A 16915-nucleotide genomic window follows, 5' to 3' on the forward strand; every position below is an offset into this window, starting at 1 on the left:
CATGGCCTGCACCCTGGATGGACACCGCGCGGAAATCGCCGCACTGCTGGTCCCGGCGATCGCGGCGCTGGGTTCCGAAACGCTGCCGGTCGAGGCCGCGGACCTGCCCGGACGGGTTGCCGCGGCCCAGCTGCCTGCACTGCTTCCCATCCCCGCCTTCACCAATTCCCAGATGGACGGGTATGCCGCCCGCAGCGCGGAGTTGTCAGGCGCGAGCGGCGAACACCCGGTTTCCCTGCCGCTGGGCTTCACCGCCGCGGCCGGGGATCGGCAGATCGAGCTGCTGCCCGGCACCGTCTCCCCGGTGATGACCGGGGCAGTGATCCCGGCCGGGGCTGACACCGTCGTTCCCGTGGAAGCCACCTCGGACGGCGTTTTCGGGCAGCTGGTGCGCGCCGGCGAAGGCGGGCCAACTGGCTCTGCGACCTTCACCGCACCGTCCGAGCCCGGGCGTTTCATCCGCCCCGTCGGCCAGGACCTGCAGGCAGGCGCACTGGTCGCCGAGGCCGGGGCGCGGCTGACCCCCACGCTGATCGGCGCGCTGGCGGCCAGCGGCGTGCGCGAGGTAGCGGTGCGCAGGAAGCTGCGGGTGCTGGTGTGCACCACCGGCAACGAACTGATGGGCGGAACCTCTCAGGCCGGACGGATCCCGGATTCGAACTCGCCCATGCTCGCCGCCGCGCTGCGCGGCTACGGCGCGCAGGTGGACACCCTGCGGCTGCCCGACGACGCGCAGGCACTGGGCCTCGCGCTGGAGGCGCAGGCCCGGCAGGTCGATCTCATCCTCACCGTGGGCGGCATCAGCGCCGGCGCCTACGAGGTGGTGCGCGAGGCGCTGGCCCCGCGCGGCGGCAGCTTCCACCACGTGGCGCTGCAGCCCGGAGGACCGCAGGGTTTCGCGCAGCTGGACGGCACCCCGGTGCTCTGCTTCCCGGGCAACCCGGTCAGCGCGCTGCTCTCGCTGGAACTGTTCCTCGCCCCGGCCCTGCGCCAGCTGGCCGCACTGCCCGAGCCGGTCCCCGAACCGTACGAACTGGCTGCGGAGGTTCACTCGCCTGCGGGCAAGCACCAGGTGCGCCGCGCGCTGCTGGAGCAGGGAAAGGTCCGGGTGCTGGATCCGGGATCGCACCTGGTCCACGACCTGGCCCGTGCGGACGCGCTGGTGCACATCCCGGTGGGAGTCGAGCAGCTGGCCGCCGGAACCACGATCGATGTTTGGAGAATGAATGTCTGAGAAACTCACCCACCTGCGCGAGGACGGCAGCGCCCACATGGTCGACGTCAGCAACAAGGCCGTGACCAAGCGCGTGGCCACCGCGCAGGCGCTGTTCACCACCCGCCCGGAGGTGGTGCAGATGCTGATGACCGGCAACCTGCCCAAGGGCGAGGCGCTGGGCACCGCGCGCATCGCCGGCATCATGGCCGCCAAGCGCACCTGGGAGCTGATCCCGCTGTGCCATCCGCTGCCGATCTCCAAGGTGTCGGTGGACTTCGAGGCGCAGGACTCCGCGGTACTGGTCACCGCGCAGGTTACCACCAAGGGCGTGACCGGGGTGGAGATGGAGGCGCTGACCGCCGCCAGCGTCGCGGCGCTGACCTTGTACGACATGGTCAAGGCCGTGGACAAGCAGGCAGAGGTCACCGAGGTGAAGGTGCTGGCGAAGTCCGGCGGCAAGAGCGGGGACTGGGCCCGTGATGCAGTTGAGTAGGCGCGCCTCGGTCATCGTGGCCTCCACCAGCGCCGCGGCCGGGCGCGCCGCGGACACCACCGGACCGGTGCTCGCCGGCTGGCTGGCCGAGCGCGGATTCACAGTGGCCGGCCCGCTGGTGGTCACCGACGGGCAGCCCGTGCGCTTCGCGGTGGACGCGGAGATCGCCACCGGCGCCTCGGTGGTGCTGACCACCGGCGGCACCGGGGTCTCCCCCGATGACCAGACCCCTGAAATGGTCGCCCCGCTGCTGGACGTGCAGCTGCCTGGCATCATCGAGGCCGTCCGCCGCCGCGGCGAAAGCTCCACGCCCATGGCGGTGATCACCCGCGGGGTGGCCGGATTCGCCGGCCGCACGCTGGTGGTGACGCTGCCGGGATCCTCGGGCGGGGTGGAGGACGGGCTGGCAGTGCTGGATCCGATCCTCGAGCACCTGCTGACGCAGCGTTCCGGTCCCCGGGCCGACGACGGGCACGGCCCGCGCCGCTAACGAGATGCAGGTCCCGGGTATTCGCCCGGGACCTGCTGCTTTCCGACCGCTCCTAGTTGGCGTAGGTGTCCATCAGCTTCGCCTTGGCGTTCCACAGCGCCAGCGAATCGCCGCCGTTGTTGAGCACCGCGACGCCGCCGTCCAGGTAGACCGCCTGCGCGCCGTTGGTGCCCGGCCCCGGGTAGAGGCGCAGCTGCTCGCCCGGCTCCAGCTGGTAGCCGGCCGGAATGCGCATCACGTTGTTCGCCGCGTCGCGCACCAGGTAGCCCTCCAGGGACAGCGTGCGCCGCCCGGTGTTCTCCAGCACCACATGCTCCCCGGTTTCAGGCTGCAGGTCGTTGCCCGGCACGTCGTTCACCGATTCCGCGATCACCAGCCCGTCGTTGGACGGGAAGGGCTTGCGCCCGGACAGGTGGCGCGCCACCTGCTGCGGGAAGTCGCCGGTGATGCGCTCGACACCCAGATCCAGCGACTGCTCGGCGGCCTCGGTCGAGTTCACCGTGTAGACCCCGAGCTGAAGCCCGGCGTCCTTCACGCGCTGCGCGCCGGAGGCATCCAACGTGCGGTAGCTGGTGCCGAAGGAGTCGGCGAACTGCGCGTAGCTTTCCAGGGTCGCGGCGTCCGGCACGCTTCCGGCCAGCTGCTGCAGCGGCACCTCGGGCGCCAGCTGGGCGAAGGTCCGGTTCGAGGCGGCGTCGAAGCCGAGCACCTCGATCCGGTCCTGCTCCAGCAGCCGCGACCAGCCCTTGTCCTCGGCGAGCGCGTCGGCGACCAGCTGCTCCACCCCCGGGGACTTCGCCGGGGACTTGATTTCGATGTAGACGCCGGTGGTGCCGGCCAGGGCTCCGGGCACGCTGTCGAAGTGCGGGATCTTCTCGCCGGCGAAGGCCGCGGAGAAATAGGATCCGGCATCCAGCTGCTGCAGCTCCTCCCAGGTGAAGGAGGTGATCGGGTCGTTTTCCCGGCCCGGGAACACGTCCTTGGCGTTGGTGGTCCGGTTCGGGGTTTCGTCGTGGAAGATGAAGGGCACGCCGTCCTTGCTCAATTGGACGTCGATCTCGATGTAGTCGGCGCCCGACTGGCTGCCGGCCTTGATGGCGGACAGGGTGTTCTCGGGGGCCACGCCGGCCGCCCCGCGGTGGCCGATGAGGGTGGCGTCCTGCGCCGAGTGGTCCACCGGAGCCGCCGCCGCTGGAACCGCGATGCCTGCTGCCATGCCCAGAGCCAGGGTGCCGAGTGCGAGAGGTCGCAACGTCATGGGTTTGTTCCTCCTGTAGGTCTCCTTGATGCCGTCAACTGTGCCGAAGTCCGGCAAAGGACCAGCCACGGAGGAATTAACGCCGGATGAGAATCGAGGAAACACTTGATTCATCCTGCGGTCGAAGGGACCGCCGCGCCGCCGGATCCGCAGCCCGCGGAAACACCGCACCGGGAAGGTTTCCTTGAACGATTCAAAGTAACCCCGCCCACACCCGGTGGTGCAGCGCGTCACCCGGGGGTGTAACTTGACTCACTTCCCCGAAGTTGGCAGGATATAGCAGACCAACCAGTTGGTTGGTTAAATTTCAGGCTTGACGTATTTCCCGGGAGGACTTCCACGTATGACGACGACGCAGCAGCACACGAGCAGACTCCCGAAGCTGACCAGCAAGGGGCTCGCGGCGGGAAAGCTCGGGCTGATGCAGTCCACCGTCATCGGCCTGGCCTCCACCGCGCCGCTGTACTCGCTGGCCGCGACCCTGGGCTTCATCGTCATAGCCGCCGGGGCGCAGACCCCTGCGGCTCTGATCGTTGCGTTCATCCCGATGTGCCTGACCGCCTTCGCCTACCGCGAGCTGAACACCGCGATCCCCGACAGCGGCACCGCCTTCACCTGGGCCGCCAAGGCCTTCGGCCCGAAAACCGGCTGGATGGCAGGCTGGGCGGTGATGGTCGCCGGCGTGATCGTGATGTCCAGCCAGACCGAGGTCGCTTCCAAGTACCTGTTGCTGCTCATCGGCGACGGCTCGATCGCCGACTCCAAGGTGCTGGTCACCGCGTTCGGCGCGCTGATCATCATCGCCATGACGTGGATTTCCTACCGCGACGTGGAAACCGGCGCGGTCACCCAGTACCTGCTGATGGCCCTGCAGTACGCGGCGATCATCGCCTTCTGCATCGGGCTGTACTTCGCGATCCAGACCATGCCGGAACTGGGCCTGCAGTTCTCCTGGGACTGGTTCAACCCCTTCGCCACCGACAACCCTGCAGGCTTCGTGCAGGGTGTGCTGATCGCGATCTTCATCTACTGGGGCTGGGACACCTGCCTGGCGCTGGCCGAGGAAACCAAGAACCCGCGCACCACCCCGGGTCTGGCGGCGCTGCTGTCCACCGCCATGCTGCTGGTGACCTACATCGGCATCACGGTGCTGACCATGATGTTCGCCGGCATCGGCGACACCGGCAAGGGACTGGGCAACCCTGAAGGCGCGGACGACGTGTTCTTCGCGCTGCGCTTGGACGCCATGGGATCCTGGGGCTGGCTGCTGGTGCTTGCCGTGGCGATCTCCGCGCTGGCCACCTGCCAGACCACCATCCTCCCCACCGCCCGCGGCACCCTGTCCATGGGCGTCTACGGCGCGCTGCCCAAGCGCTTCGGCGTGGTCAACGAGGCCTTCAAGACCCCTGCATTCTCGACGCTGTTCACCGGCTCGGCCTCGCTGGTCTTCTACGTGGGCATGACCATCATCTCCGGCGACATCCTGGCCGACACCATCGAAAGCACCTCGCTGGCAGTGGCCCTGTACTACGCGATCACCTCCTTCGCCTGCATCTGGTACTTCCGCTCCTCGCTGACCGACTCGCTGCGCAACCTGTGCTTCCGCCTGGTCATGCCGCTGGTCGGCGGGCTGATGATGTCAGCGGTGTTCATCTACTCGGCCATCAGCATGCTCGACCCGGAATACGGCACAACCACCATCCTGGGCATCAGCGGCACCTTCGTGATGGGTGTCGGCTCGCTGGCCCTGGGCCTGGTCGTCATGGGGCTGTGGGCGCTGCGCCCGGCGTCGCGCGACTACTTCGCCGGCCGCTCGCTGAACCGCGACACCCCGGTACTGGTTCCGGAAAACTAGGCACCCCAGAATCCTTCGACACCCGGCAACTACACCAAAGGAACACCTTCCATGCAGATCCTGATCATCGGCGCCGGCGGCGTCGGCTCCGCCGCGGCCCGCATCGCCTCCCGCCGCAGCTTCTTCGAAACGCTCACCATCGCCGACTACGACCCCGCCCGCCCGCAGCAGCTGATCGAGGCGATCGGCGACACCCGCTACGCCGCCGCCCAGGTCGACGCGTCCTCCGAGGACTCGCTGGTGGAACTGATCCGTTCCACCGGGGCCACCCACGTGCTCAACGCCGTGGATCCGCGCTTCGTGATGCCGATCTTCAACGCCTGCAAAACCGCCGGGGTCACCTACCTGGACATGGCCATGAGCCTGTCCCAGCGCCACCCCGAACAGCCGTTCGCCCAGACCCACATCAAGCTGGGCGACGAGCAGTTCGCCGTGGCCGATGAATGGGAGCGCGACGGGCAGCTGGCCTTGGTGGGCATCGGCGTGGAGCCGGGCCTGTCCAACGTGCTGGCCCGCTACGCGGCCGACGAGCTGTTCGAAACGATCGAGGAGCTCAGCGTGCGCGACGGCGCCAACCTGGGCGTTGAGGGCTACGAGTTCGCCCCGTCCTTCTCCATCTGGACCACCATCGAGGAATGCCTGAACCCGCCGGTGATGTTCGACAAGGCCAAGGGCGGCTGGTACACCACCGCGCCGTTTTCCGAGCCGATCCTCTTCGAGTTCCCGGAGGGCATCGGCGAAGTCGAATGCGTGAACGTGGAGCACGAGGAAGTCACCATGATGCCGCGCTGGCTTGACGCGCAGCGCGTGGACTTCAAGTACGGCCTGGGCAACGAATTCATCGAGGTGCTCAAGACCCTGAACAAGCTGGGCCTGGATTCCACCGACCCGGTCCCGGTGCGCGGCGTGCAGGTTTCCCCGCGCGACGTCGTCGCCGCCTGCCTGCCGGATCCCGCCACCCTGGGCCCGCTGATGAAGGGCAAGACCTGCGCCGGCGTGCTGGTCACCGGCACGCTGAAGGACGGGTCCACCGGCTCGCGCTACCTGTACCACGTGGCTGACAACGAGGACACCATGGCCCGCGACGACTCCCAGGCAGTGGTCTGGCAGACCGCGCTGAACCCGGTCATCGCCCTGGAGCTGCTGGCCAACGGCACCTGGTCAGGCGCCGGCGTGCTCGGCCCGGAGGCCTTCGAGGCCACCCCGTTCCTCGACCTGCTGGCTGCGGCCGAACCGGCGGGCTATGGCTCGCCGTGGGGTATCGTCGAAAAGTAAACTTGCAGCCCTGAGCCCCTGGAGAAACCGCGCCCATGAGCACCGCAACCAAACAGGAGATCATCCTCGACGCCTACGTGGCGCTGCTCTACGAGCACGGCGCCCGCGAGGCGACGATCGATGCCACCGCCAAGCGCAGCGGCTTGTCCAAGGCGGGGCTGCTGCACCACTTCCGCTCGCGCCAGGCGCTGGACACCGAACTGGTGAGGCGCCTGAACGAGCTGATCGACGCGGACGTGGCGACGATGAGCGCGGATCCCGCGCAGGCGGTGCACTACTATTTCGCCTCTTCCATGGAGGAGGACTCGCCGCTCGAACGCATGGTCGTGGCTGCCACCCGGCTGGCCCAGCGCGGCAACGAGGATGCCTCTGCGGCGCTGCGCCGCGGGCGCGACCTCTGGTACCAGGTGCTCAACGACGCGCTGGGCGACCCGGTGCTGGCCAAGCTGGCGCTGCTGGCCGGCGACGGGGTCAGCTACCACCTGGACATCTCGCGCGGTCACCAGGACGGCTTCCTGACCGCCGACACACTGCAGCAGCTGGTGAGGCAGCTACTGGCCTGCAGGCCGGCGGCCGAGACAGCTTGAGCGCGATCCTGCTCCTCGGCGGACTTGCTTGTCTGCGGGCCCGCCGCTGGTCCAGTCGTAGCCGGAATCGGTGACGATGGTTTTCCACGGTCCATCGGGCACGTCCACCTCGTCCACGAAGCGCCAGGACACCCCGGCCTGCGTGCCGTTCAGCTCGGCGTCGTTGTGCTTGGTGCCCTTCGGACCGGTGCCGCCGTCGCCGAACACGTAGTCGAATTCGTCGTATTCGGCCGGGCCGGCGTCCTGGATCTGCGCGGAGCAGGTGTTCCCCTTGTACTGCAGTTGCACCCAGCGGTTCTTCTTGCAGGAGAACTCCCGATTCTCCAGGTCCCCGGCGTAACCCGGATCCTGCGCCAACGGGGTCTGCCCGCGCAGGGCGAAGGCGGCGACGTTGTTCACGTCGGCGAAGGGCAGGTCCAGGTAGAAGGGGGTCTGCTTCGGGGTCATGGAGCTGGGGAAGAAGCCGTTCTCCGCGCTGCGCGGCTCGGTCTGGCAGACGCCGTCCTCGATGACCCCGTTGCAGCCGCCGGAGCGCTCATACCGCCAGCCTTCGTAAGCGCTGATGACCTGGGAGCCGTCCGCGGCCTCGGGGTCGAAGACCTCCCCCACCCAGAAGGTCGTCGCCACCAGGCGCAGGTGCCAGGGATACTTCCGGCCGCGCAGGCCGTCGCCGGTCGCCCGAGGCCCCGAGCTGGCGGCCGACAGCCTCCACCCCGGACAATGTGTCTTCGAACTCGGCGCGACTCCTATTTCCTGGCGGCCAGCGCCTGTTCCACCTGGGCGGCGGCGGCCGTCAGCTGCGGCAGGATCGCCTGCGCGGCCTCGGAGGCGTCAGCCGGTCCGGTCGGACCCACGCTCATGGACACGTTCATGGCCGCGGCCACGGTGCCGTCCGGGCGGTGCACCGGGACCGCGACCGAGCGCAGCCCCACCGACAGCTCCTGGTCCACCACGGCGAAGCCCTGGGCGCGGACCAGCGCCAGTTCGGCGCGCAGCGCGGCCGGATCGGTGATGGTATTCGGGGCCAGCGGACCCTGGAGGCCGGCCAGCGCCGCCTCGATGGCCTGCTCGCCGGCGTGGGCCAGCAGCACACGCCCCATGGAGGTGTGGATGGCGGGGAACCTGGTGCCCACCGAGATGCCCACCCGCATGATGGAGCGGGTGTGCACGCGGGCCACGTACATGATCTCGCTGCCTTCCAGCACGGCGGCGGAGGCTGATTCGCCCACGGCGGCCGACAGGCTTTCGAGCACCGGCTCGATCAGCTGCGGCAGCGTGGCGCTGGAGAGGTAGGCGTAGCCCAGCTGCAGGACCTTGGAAGTCAGCTCGAAGTACTTGCCGTCCGAGCGGACGTAGCCCAGCTGTTGCAAGGTGAGCAGGAAGCGCCGGGCGGTGGCGCGGGACAGGCCGGTGCGGGCTGCCACCTCGGAGAGCGTCATGGAGGCGTGCTCCGCGTCGAAGCTGCTGATCACCTGCAGGCCGCGGGCCAGGGACTGCACACCGGCGGTGCCCGTGCTCTGCTCGCTCATCGGCCATCCTTTGAAATTCGTCGAAAAATACCAGCGGGGGCGCCCGCAACGGGCACCCCCACTAATCTACTTGGTCTGCCAAAGCCGATCCGCTTAGGCGCGCTCCAGCGTCACCGGGATGCGGGCTTCCAATTCCTCGAAGCTGACGCCGTGGGTGGAGCGTACGAACACCTTGGAATCGCGCAACTCGAACACCGCCACCTCGGTGTAGATGCGCGAAACGCAGCCCAGCCCGGTGACCGGGTAGCTCAGCTCCTTGACTAGCTTGGATTCGCCGGCCTTGGTGAACAGGCTCATCATGACCCAGGTCTGCTTGGCGCCGATGGCCAAATCCATGGCGCCGCCCACGGCGGGGATGGCGCCCTCGGCGCCGGTGTGCCAGTTGGCCAGGTCCCCTGCCTCGGAGATCTGGAAGGCGCCGAGCACGCAGACGTCCAGGTGCCCACCGCGCATCATCGCGAAGGAGTCCGCGTGGTGGAAGAAGCTGGCGCCGGGCAGCTCGGTGACAGGGATCTTGCCTGCGTTGATCAGATCCGGGTCGATGTCCTCTCCGGTGGCGACCGGGCCCATGCCCAGCATGCCGTTCTCGGTGTGCAGGGTGACGCCCTGGTCGGCGGTGAGGAAGTTCGAGACGTTGGTCGGCTGGCCGATGCCCAGATTCACGAAGGCGCCGGCGGGGATGTCCGCGGCCACCTGTTGCGCCATTTCATCGCGGGTGAGTTTTTCTGGCGTGTACGTAGTCATTAGTTGCTGCCTCCCAGCGCCACCACGGTGTCGACGTAGATTCCCGGGGTGATCACGTTTTCCGGATCGATGCCGCCGGCCGGCACGATTTCGTCCACCTGGACGATGGCCTGCGCGGCGGCGGTGGCCATGATGGGGCCGAAGTTGCGTGCGGTCTTGCGGTAGACCAAGTTGCCGAAGCTGTCCGCGCGCAGCGCCTTGATCAGCGCGAAGTCAGCGTGGATCGGCGATTCCAGCACGTAGCCGCGCCCGTCGATGATGCGGGTTTCCTTGCCCTCGGCCAGCAGCGTGCCGTAGCCGGTCGGGGTGAAGAAGCCGCCGATGCCGGCGCCGGCGGCGCGGATGCGCTCGGCCAGGTTGCCCTGCGGGACCAGCTCCAGCTCGATCTCCCCGGCACGGTAGGCCTCATCGAAATGCCAGGAGTCGGACTGGCGCGGGAAGGAGCAGATGATCTTTGTGACCCGGCGCTCCTTGATCAGCAGCGCCAGGCCGGCGTCGGCCTGTCCGGCGTTGTTGTTGACCACCGTGAGGTCGGTGGCGCCGCACTCCATGAGCGCGTCGATCAATTCCATGGGCTGCCCGGCGTTGCCGAAGCCGCCGATCAGGACGGTGGAACCGTCGGTGATCTGCGCGACCGCGTCGGCCGCGCTGGTGGCGATGCGTGGTGCCATCTTGTTGCCTCTCTAGGTTCAGGATGTCGTGGGACCGGGGGTTCGCATCCCCCGTTGGTCGGCTGTTAGTTGGTGGTGTTTTCCAGGACCACGGCAAGGCCTTGGCCTACGCCGATGCAGATGGCGGCCACGCCGTAGCGTTGGCCGGATTCGGCCAGGCGGCGGGCCAAGGTGCCAAGGATGCGCAGGCCCGAGGCGCCCAGCGGGTGGCCGATGGCGATCGCTCCGCCCCAGGCGTTGACGATGGATTCGTCGATGTCCCAAGCGCGCACGCAGGCCAGCGACTGGGCGGCGAAGGCCTCGTTCAGCTCGACCGCGGCGATGTCCTTCCAGGTCAGTCCGGCCTTGGCGACTGCCTTGTTGGCCGCTTCCACCGGCGCGAAGCCGAAGAACTGCGGATCCAGCGCGAAGGCCCCGTTGGAGACGATGCGGGCGATGGGCGCGGCGCCCAGCAGCTGCCCGCCGCGCTCGGAGCCGATGAAGGCCGCCGAGGCGCCGTCGGACATCGGCGAGGCGTTGCCGGCGGTGACGGTGGCGTTCTCTCCGGTGCGGAAGACCGTGCGCAGCCCGGCAAGGGTCTGCGCGGTGGAATCGGCGCGGATGGTTTCATCGCGGGTGACTTCGGCTCCGCGCTTGTTCGCCGGCGGCACCGGGACCACCAGGTCCTGGTACTTGCCGGCGTCCCAGGCCGCGGCGGCCTGCTGGTGCGAGCGGGCGGAGAATTCATCCTGGTCCTCGCGGGTGATCTGGTGGCGTTCGCGCAGCTGCTCGGTGGCCTCGCCCAGCGAGACGGTCCATTCGCCCGGCATGGCAGGGTTGACCAGGCGCCAGCCCAGCGTGGTGTTTGACAGCTCGAGGTTGCTCATCGGGAAGGGGCGCTCGGTCTTGGGAAGCACCCACGGGGCGCGGCTCATCGACTCGACGCCACCGACCAGCACCAGATCGGCGTCCCCGGTGGCGACCTGGCGGGAAGCGGCGATGGCAGCGTCCAGCGAGGAGCCGCACAGGCGGTTCATCGTGGTGCCGGGGATGGAGGTGGGCAGCCCCGCCAGCAGGGTGGCCATGCGCGCGACGTTGCGGTTTTCCTCGCCGGCGCCGTTGGCATTGCCGAAGATCGACTCGTCGATGGTTGCCGGGTCCAGCGAGGCCGAGCGGGCCACCAGCTCGCGCACCACATGCGCGGCCAGGTCGTCAGGGCGGTGCCCGGACAGCGTGCCGCCGATCTTGCCGAACGGGGTGCGGATTGCGTCGTACAGGTAGGCCTGCTGCATAGTCACTGCTCCATCACGATTGAAAAGTTCACTATGTGAACTTAAGTTCATAATAAGAACTTTACCAGTCCCGCACCTGCGGCCTCAAGGGTTTAGATGGAAACGATCGATTCAAAAAGTTCGCAAAGTGAACATTTGTCCACACTGCGAATGAGGTGCTAGTCTCACTAGGTCATGATGAGCGTCACCATTCATGGCGAGGAGTTTTCGAAAGGACCTGAATTGGCCACGACATCCGCTGGCACCACCCCAGTCAAACTCGGTGGCTGGATCGCCGCCCTCTGCTTCTTCATCGTGGTCTTCGAGGGCTACGACATCGTCGCCCTGGGCGCGACGATCCCAGTGCTCACCGACCCGAACGTCGGCGGCTTCAGCGTCAATGAAATGAACTGGGTCAACACCTTCTCCCTGATCGGCGTGGGCGTCGGCGCGGCCTTCATGGGCCGGCTGGCGGACCGCTTCGGGCGTCGCCGCCCGCTGCTGCTCGCGGTGCTCGTCTTCTCGATCTTCACCCTCATCTTCCCGATCATGCCCTCGGCCAACCTGATGGGCCTGGTGCGCTTCATCGCAGGCCTCGGCCTGGGCGGCTGCATGCCGGTGGCGTTGGCGCTGATGCAGGAGAACGCCCCGGTGGGACGCCGCGCGCTGGCCAACAACCTGCCGATGGTCGGCTACCACCTGGGTGCGGTACTGGCCTCGCTGGCCGGCAAGGCCGCCGGGGTCCACTGGTCGCTCCTCTACTACCTGGGCGGCGGCCTGGGCCTGGTACTGCTGGCGCTGCTGTGGTTCAAGCTGCCCGAAAGCGACATCACCCCGTCCGGCGAGCGGACCTCCATCATGGACGTGCTCAAGCCCAAGTACCTGCGCAGCTCCATCGGGTTGTGGATCGCCGCGTTCATGGGCCTGGTGCTGGTCTACGGCCTGAACGCCTGGCTGCCGAAGATCATGGGCGCCGCCGGCTACCCGGTGGCCGATTCGCTGACCATGCTCTTCGTGTTGAACCTCGGCGCGATCGCCGGCCTGATCATCAGCGCCTACGCGGCCGATGCCAAGGGCATCAAGCTCGTCTCGCTGCTCTGGTTCGCCGCCTCCGCGGTCTTCCTGGTCCTGCTGGCAGTGCCGTTCGGCAGCCAGGTGCTGCTGAACACCGTGCTGTTCGTGACCGGCGTGTTCGTCTTCAGCTCGCAGTGCCTGATGTACGCGTATGCAGGCCACGTGTACCCGCGTGACATGGTGGCCACCGGTATCGGCCTGGCCTCGGGCATCGGACGCTTCGGGGCGATCATCGGCCCCTACGTCACCGGCCTGATGGTGGCCGCCGGCACCGCCTACCCGGGCGCGTTCTTCCTCTACGGAGGCGCGGCGCTGATCGCGGTCCTGGTCATCGCGCAGATCCCGAAGCCCAAGAGCGCCTAGCGGCGCACTCAATCAATTCCATTCGAGCAACGCCGGGCCCCTCCCAAGGGCCCGGCGTTCGTCGTCCGACCGCCTGCCGGATCGGGCAGTTAGAGTAGGTTCCATGGCCAATTCGCCCAGTGGGGATTCGATGCTGGACCGGCTGGTCCGCATCCTCGACGCGTTCGACCAGCACACGCCGTCGATGAGCGTACTGGCCCTGGCCCGGCGCGCGCAGATCCCCAAGGCGAGCATGTACCGGCTGCTCGACGAGATGGTGTCCCACGGACTGCTCTCCCGCGGCAAGGACGGCCAGGTAACCCTGGGCCTGCGCTTGTGGGAGCTGGCCAACCGCAGCGCCGCGACGCAGGGCCTGCGCAAGGCGGCGCTGCCCTTCATGGAGGACATCAACGCGCTGCTGGGGCAGAACACCCAGCTGTCCCTGCTGCACGAGGACGAGGTGCTGATCATCGAGCGGCTCTCCCGCCCGGGATCCGTGGTCAACCAAGCGAGCGTCGCCGGGCGCATGCCGGTGCACCGCACCTCGATGGGCATGGCGCTGCTTGCCTTCTCCAAGCCCGAAGTCATCCACGGGTTCCTTGAACGCCACCGCGAGCTGATGCTGGCCACCCACCCGAACTTCCGCGCGGAAATGGCCGAGATCCGCCGCAACGGCTTCGCCTCCATGGACGGCTACATCGATGAGGAAACCACCGGCGTGGCCGCGCCCATCCTGGACCTGCAAGGCTACGCGCTGGCGGTGCTGTCCGTGGTGGTGCCGCGCGGTTCCGCGACACTGCCGGCCGCCGCGCTGGCGTTGCGCACCGCGGCGCGCGGCATCTCCCGCGCGCTGGGCTACGCGGCGGAGAGCTAGATCAGCCCGCCGCGCGCTCCGAGCGCGGCTTCGAGCGAGCGAAGCACCGCCCAGGGCACCACGCCGCTGGTGCGGGAATTGCGCGCCGAGGGCTGGTTCTTGATGGAAAAGCAGTAGTCGCCGCTGGCGCCGCGGGCTTCGATCGTATGCTCGGTCAGCTCGGCCAGGGGGTCGGCCAGCAGGCGCACGGAAACCACGTCCCAGTTCCCGACCGCCAGCGCCACCGCCGCCGCGACATTCAGTGACTTGGGGAACTGCTGCGCCGCCTGCCTGGCCGGCCCGGCAAAGACCTCGACGGGCGCGGCGGCGGATTCCAGCCCTGCGCGCCGGGCGGCGCCCATCCACGGCTGGACCAGCGTTGAGGGGAGTTTGCGGGTGGTGATGAGAACCTCGGAGAACGCGCCCATGCGGGCGCCGGAGGCCAGCAGGTCCAGGCCTCCCACCGCGCCCGGGCTGCAGAACAGGCGGCCGGGCCCGGCGTGGGCCAGCCGCTCGGCGAGGCCCCGGTCCGCCAGCGCGCCCAGGGAGATCAGCAGCAGGTCGACCCCGGCGTCGAGGATCGCCGCCGCATGGTCGCGCACCGCCTGCTGCCCGGCGCATTCGACGATCAGATCGCAGCGTTCCAGCGCGTCATCCAGCGAGAACTGCGCGTAGGGTAGCTCCTGCCCGCGGCGCAGGATGACGCCTTCCAGCACGCCCCCTGCCACGCGGCCGGCCGCGAGCTCGGCGGCCACCAGGGAGCCGATGGCTCCATGCCCCAGGACTCCAATACGCTGTGCGGTGCCCGGTGCCATGACCATCCATTCAGTAGAGCAAGTTTCCAATCCGCCAGGCAGGTGGCGGGTTACCGCCAGCTTAGGCCAGCGTGGAGGTTATGCCTAAGCTGGCCGGGCCCTGTCACCCTCGATCCTCCGGCGGATCGCCCGGGGCGGCCTCGTCCGGCTCGTCGGCCGCCTCGTTGTCCACCACCGGGATCGTGCCGGTGGGAGGCGGGGGCGGGGTGAGCACCGAGGCGTAGTCCTTCTCGCTGGAGTACTGCAGGAATCCCAGGTGCGACTCGAAGCGGTCCAGCACGTCGTTGATGATCTGCTGGCGGCTCAGCCCCATCAGGTCGTAGCCCTCGGAGCCGGTGTGCGTGAAGACTTCCAGCCGGTAGTACACGTCGATCTGGCGCGACATGGCGCGGCCGCCGAAGGCCGGCACCGGCGCCTGCACCGCGGCGGTGCGGTACTGGAAGCTGCGGTGGCCCTCGATGTTGACCTGCAGCGTGTACTCGGTGATCCCGCTGTCCGCGCCGGCCAGCGAGGACAGCTGCGCGTCGTAGCCCAGCTGCGTGAATTCCGCGGCCACGTCCTGCAGCGCGGGATGCAGGGTCTCGCGCACGTACTGGCCGACCGCGCGGTCCGAGGGGTAGGCGCGCAGCCCGGCCAGCCGTTGGCGCCAGGTCTTCTCCGGGGCGGTGCCGCCGTCCGCCGCGGTCGAGCGGCGGCGCAGCACCTGACCTTCGCGTTCCGCGCGTTCCATGCGCAGCACCTTGAAGAAGGAGGCCATCACCAGGTAGGCGATGATGGTCACCGGCAGCGCGAAGATCAGGGTCGCGTATTCCATGGTGGTCACCCCGCCGGCGATCAGCATGGCGATGGTGAGCAGCGCGGTGACCAGCGCCCAGAAGATGCGCATCCACTTGGCGCCGTCCTGGCTCGGGTCCTTGATGGTGGAGGAGAAGTTCGACATCACCATGGCCCCGGAGTTGGCGCTGGTCAGGTAGAACAGCAGGCCCGACAGCGTGGCCAGGCCGATCAGGAAAGGCGCTCCGGGGAATTTCGAGAGCAGCTCGTACCAGCCCTGCTCCGGGTTCGCCATGGCCAGTTCGGCGAACCCGCGGTTCCCGTTGAACACCTCCCAGAGCGCCGAGTTGCCGAAGGTGCAGACGATGAAGAAGTCGCACAGCACCGGCGCGGTGATCGCGGCGATCACGAATTCGCGCAGCGTGCGGCCCCGGGAAATCCGGGCCAGGAACAATCCGACGAACGGGCCCCAGGCCAGCCAGAAGGCCCAGAAGAACAGCGTCCAGCTGCCCATCCATTCGGCTCCCCCGTCCTGGTAGGCGAAGGTCTGCAGCGTGCGTTCGGGCAGGGTGACAATGAACCGGCCGATGTTCTCCACGAAGGAGTTGAGCAGGAAGGAGGTATGGCCGGTGACCAGGATGTAGAGCACCATGGCACCGGCCGCCCACATGTTCAGCTCGGAGATCAGCCTGATGCCCTTGTCCATGCCGGAGGTGCACGCCACGATGGTCATCAGCACCGCCACCAGCACCAGCGCGATCTGCAGCGCCAGCCCTTCGGGCAGCCCGAAGATTATCGAGAAGCCCACGTTCAGCAGCACCACGCCGATGCCCATCGACGTTGCCACGCCGAAGACGGTTCCCATCAGCGCGAAGATGTCGATGACGTCTCCGGCCGCGCCGCGCACGCGCTTGCCCAGCAGCGGGTAGAGCACCGCGCGGATGGACAGCGGCATGCCCCAGCGGTAGGCGAAGTAGCCCATGGCCATGCCCAGCAGCGAATACATGGACCAGCCGGCGATGCCGTAGTGGAACATCGTCCACACCACCGCGTCCTGCGCGGCCGCCGCCGACTCGGGGTCGGCCGCCGGCGGGACGAGGTACTGGGTGATCGGTCCGGTGACCGAGTAGAAGAGCATGTCGATGCCCACGCCCGCCGCGAAGAGCATCGCCACCCAGGTCACCAGCTTGTACTGGGGTCGCGAATGATCCGGCCCCAGGCGCACGCTGCCCTCCTTGGAGAAGGCGACCCACAGCACGAAGGCCACCACCAGGGTGACGGTGATGACGTAGAACCAGCCCAGGTTCTCCGCGATCCAGGACACCATGCTGTGCATCGTGGAGGCCGCGTGCCCCGGGGCGAACATGGCCCACAAGGAGAAGGCGACGATGACCGCAGCGGCGATGGCGAAGACCCGCCAGTTGACCTTCGGCCCGGGATCCTCGCCCAGGTCCTTCGGCCCCCGGCTGAGCTCCGCACTGGAAATCGGGGCCTTGAGCTCGTCGAGGCCCGCTTCCCGGGGCTTCCTGCTCACCCCGAACAATTCCCTCTCGATGACGACGTTGTCCTCCCCGCCCTTCGTGAACGGCTGCTTTCCCGGATCAGACATTTTTTCTGGATCAGACATTGGTGCTCCTCAGAATCATCAGCGAAGCGGTGCGGTAGGCCCGGCATCCTGTAGCGAAAGTA

Annotated in this window: 16 protein-coding genes; 8 read left to right on the plus strand and 8 right to left on the minus strand. The window is 68.1% G+C overall.

The window, feature by feature from the left end; genetic code table 11:
* Position 1 precedes the first annotated feature (1 nt).
* From glp to ATC04_RS16025, 3 genes are read left to right on the plus strand one after another with little or no spacing between them, the layout of a single operon-like run.
* Positions 2-1234, plus strand: a complete 1233-nt coding sequence (gene glp, locus ATC04_RS16015) for a gephyrin-like molybdotransferase Glp (RefSeq protein ID WP_047117999.1) — start codon at positions 2-4, stop codon at positions 1232-1234.
* Positions 1227-1709: a cyclic pyranopterin monophosphate synthase MoaC gene (moaC, locus tag ATC04_RS16020; protein ID WP_047118000.1), complete on the plus strand. Its 483-nt coding sequence runs from the start codon at positions 1227-1229 to the stop codon at positions 1707-1709. The genes glp and moaC overlap by 8 nt, the downstream gene beginning before the upstream one ends.
* Positions 1696-2199 (plus strand): MogA/MoaB family molybdenum cofactor biosynthesis protein, encoded by a 504-nt coding sequence (locus ATC04_RS16025; protein ID WP_047118001.1) that lies wholly within the window; start codon positions 1696-1698, stop codon positions 2197-2199. Before moaC ends, ATC04_RS16025 begins: the two co-directional genes overlap by 14 nt.
* A gap of 52 nt (positions 2200-2251) precedes the next feature.
* Here ATC04_RS16025 and ATC04_RS16030 read toward each other — a convergent pair whose 3' ends face one another.
* Positions 2252-3457: a glycerophosphodiester phosphodiesterase family protein gene (locus tag ATC04_RS16030; RefSeq protein ID WP_047118002.1), complete on the minus strand. Its 1206-nt coding sequence runs from the start codon at positions 3455-3457 to the stop codon at positions 2252-2254.
* Positions 3458-3800: 343 nt separating this feature from the next.
* Here ATC04_RS16030 and ATC04_RS16035 point away from each other — a divergent pair, with 343 nt between their 5' ends.
* The 3 genes from ATC04_RS16035 to ATC04_RS16045 are packed head-to-tail and all read left to right on the plus strand — an operon-like array spanning position 3801 to position 7174.
* Complete coding sequence (locus ATC04_RS16035; RefSeq protein ID WP_047118003.1) at positions 3801-5312, plus strand: APC family permease; 1512 nt, start codon at positions 3801-3803, stop codon at positions 5310-5312.
* Positions 5313-5363: 51 nt separating this feature from the next.
* Positions 5364-6587, plus strand: a complete 1224-nt coding sequence (locus ATC04_RS16040; protein WP_047118004.1) for a saccharopine dehydrogenase C-terminal domain-containing protein — start codon at positions 5364-5366, stop codon at positions 6585-6587.
* Between the two features lie 35 nt (positions 6588-6622).
* Positions 6623-7174 (plus strand): TetR/AcrR family transcriptional regulator, encoded by a 552-nt coding sequence (locus ATC04_RS16045; protein WP_047118005.1) that lies wholly within the window; start codon positions 6623-6625, stop codon positions 7172-7174.
* Here the strand turns inward: ATC04_RS16045 and ATC04_RS16050 are convergent.
* The 5 genes from ATC04_RS16050 to ATC04_RS16070 all read right to left on the minus strand — a co-directional run bounded on the left by ATC04_RS16050 (position 7139) and on the right by ATC04_RS16070 (position 11389).
* Positions 7139-7801: a hypothetical protein gene (locus ATC04_RS16050; RefSeq protein ID WP_052772202.1), complete on the minus strand. Its 663-nt coding sequence runs from the start codon at positions 7799-7801 to the stop codon at positions 7139-7141. The genes ATC04_RS16045 and ATC04_RS16050 overlap by 36 nt on opposite strands.
* A gap of 119 nt (positions 7802-7920) precedes the next feature.
* Positions 7921-8703, minus strand: a complete 783-nt coding sequence (locus ATC04_RS16055; RefSeq protein WP_047118006.1) for an IclR family transcriptional regulator C-terminal domain-containing protein — start codon at positions 8701-8703, stop codon at positions 7921-7923.
* Positions 8704-8796: 93 nt separating this feature from the next.
* Complete coding sequence (locus ATC04_RS16060; protein ID WP_047118007.1) at positions 8797-9447, minus strand: 3-oxoacid CoA-transferase subunit B; 651 nt, start codon at positions 9445-9447, stop codon at positions 8797-8799.
* Complete coding sequence (locus ATC04_RS16065; protein WP_047118008.1) at positions 9447-10118, minus strand: 3-oxoacid CoA-transferase subunit A; 672 nt, start codon at positions 10116-10118, stop codon at positions 9447-9449. The genes ATC04_RS16060 and ATC04_RS16065 overlap by 1 nt, the downstream gene beginning before the upstream one ends.
* 65 nt (positions 10119-10183) lie before the next feature.
* Positions 10184-11389 carry a thiolase family protein gene (locus ATC04_RS16070; RefSeq protein ID WP_047118009.1) on the minus strand — a complete coding sequence of 402 codons (1206 nt, stop codon included), beginning with the start codon at positions 11387-11389 and terminating at the stop codon, positions 10184-10186.
* Between the two features lie 222 nt (positions 11390-11611).
* Between ATC04_RS16070 and ATC04_RS16075 the strand changes: the two genes are divergently transcribed.
* Positions 11612-12805, plus strand: coding sequence for an aromatic acid/H+ symport family MFS transporter (locus ATC04_RS16075; protein WP_047118214.1), 1194 nt, complete (start codon positions 11612-11614; stop codon positions 12803-12805).
* Between the two features lie 103 nt (positions 12806-12908).
* A complete protein-coding gene (locus tag ATC04_RS16080; RefSeq protein WP_047118010.1) occupies positions 12909-13658 on the plus strand; it encodes an IclR family transcriptional regulator in 750 nt (249 codons plus the stop codon).
* Here the strand turns inward: ATC04_RS16080 and ATC04_RS16085 are convergent.
* Together ATC04_RS16085 and betT are read right to left on the minus strand one after the other, a co-directional pair.
* On the minus strand, positions 13655-14452 hold the full coding sequence (locus tag ATC04_RS16085; protein ID WP_047118215.1) for an aspartate dehydrogenase domain-containing protein: 798 nt from the start codon (positions 14450-14452) through the stop codon (positions 13655-13657). The genes ATC04_RS16080 and ATC04_RS16085 overlap by 4 nt on opposite strands.
* Before the next feature lie 103 nt (positions 14453-14555).
* On the minus strand, positions 14556-16835 hold the full coding sequence (gene betT / locus ATC04_RS16090; RefSeq protein ID WP_052772203.1) for a choline BCCT transporter BetT: 2280 nt from the start codon (positions 16833-16835) through the stop codon (positions 14556-14558).
* Between the last annotated feature and the right edge of the window lie 80 nt (positions 16836-16915).

The sequence above is a fragment of the Arthrobacter sp. YC-RL1 genome, from assembly GCF_001454985.1.
GTDB lineage: Bacteria > Actinomycetota > Actinomycetes > Actinomycetales > Micrococcaceae > Glutamicibacter > Glutamicibacter soli.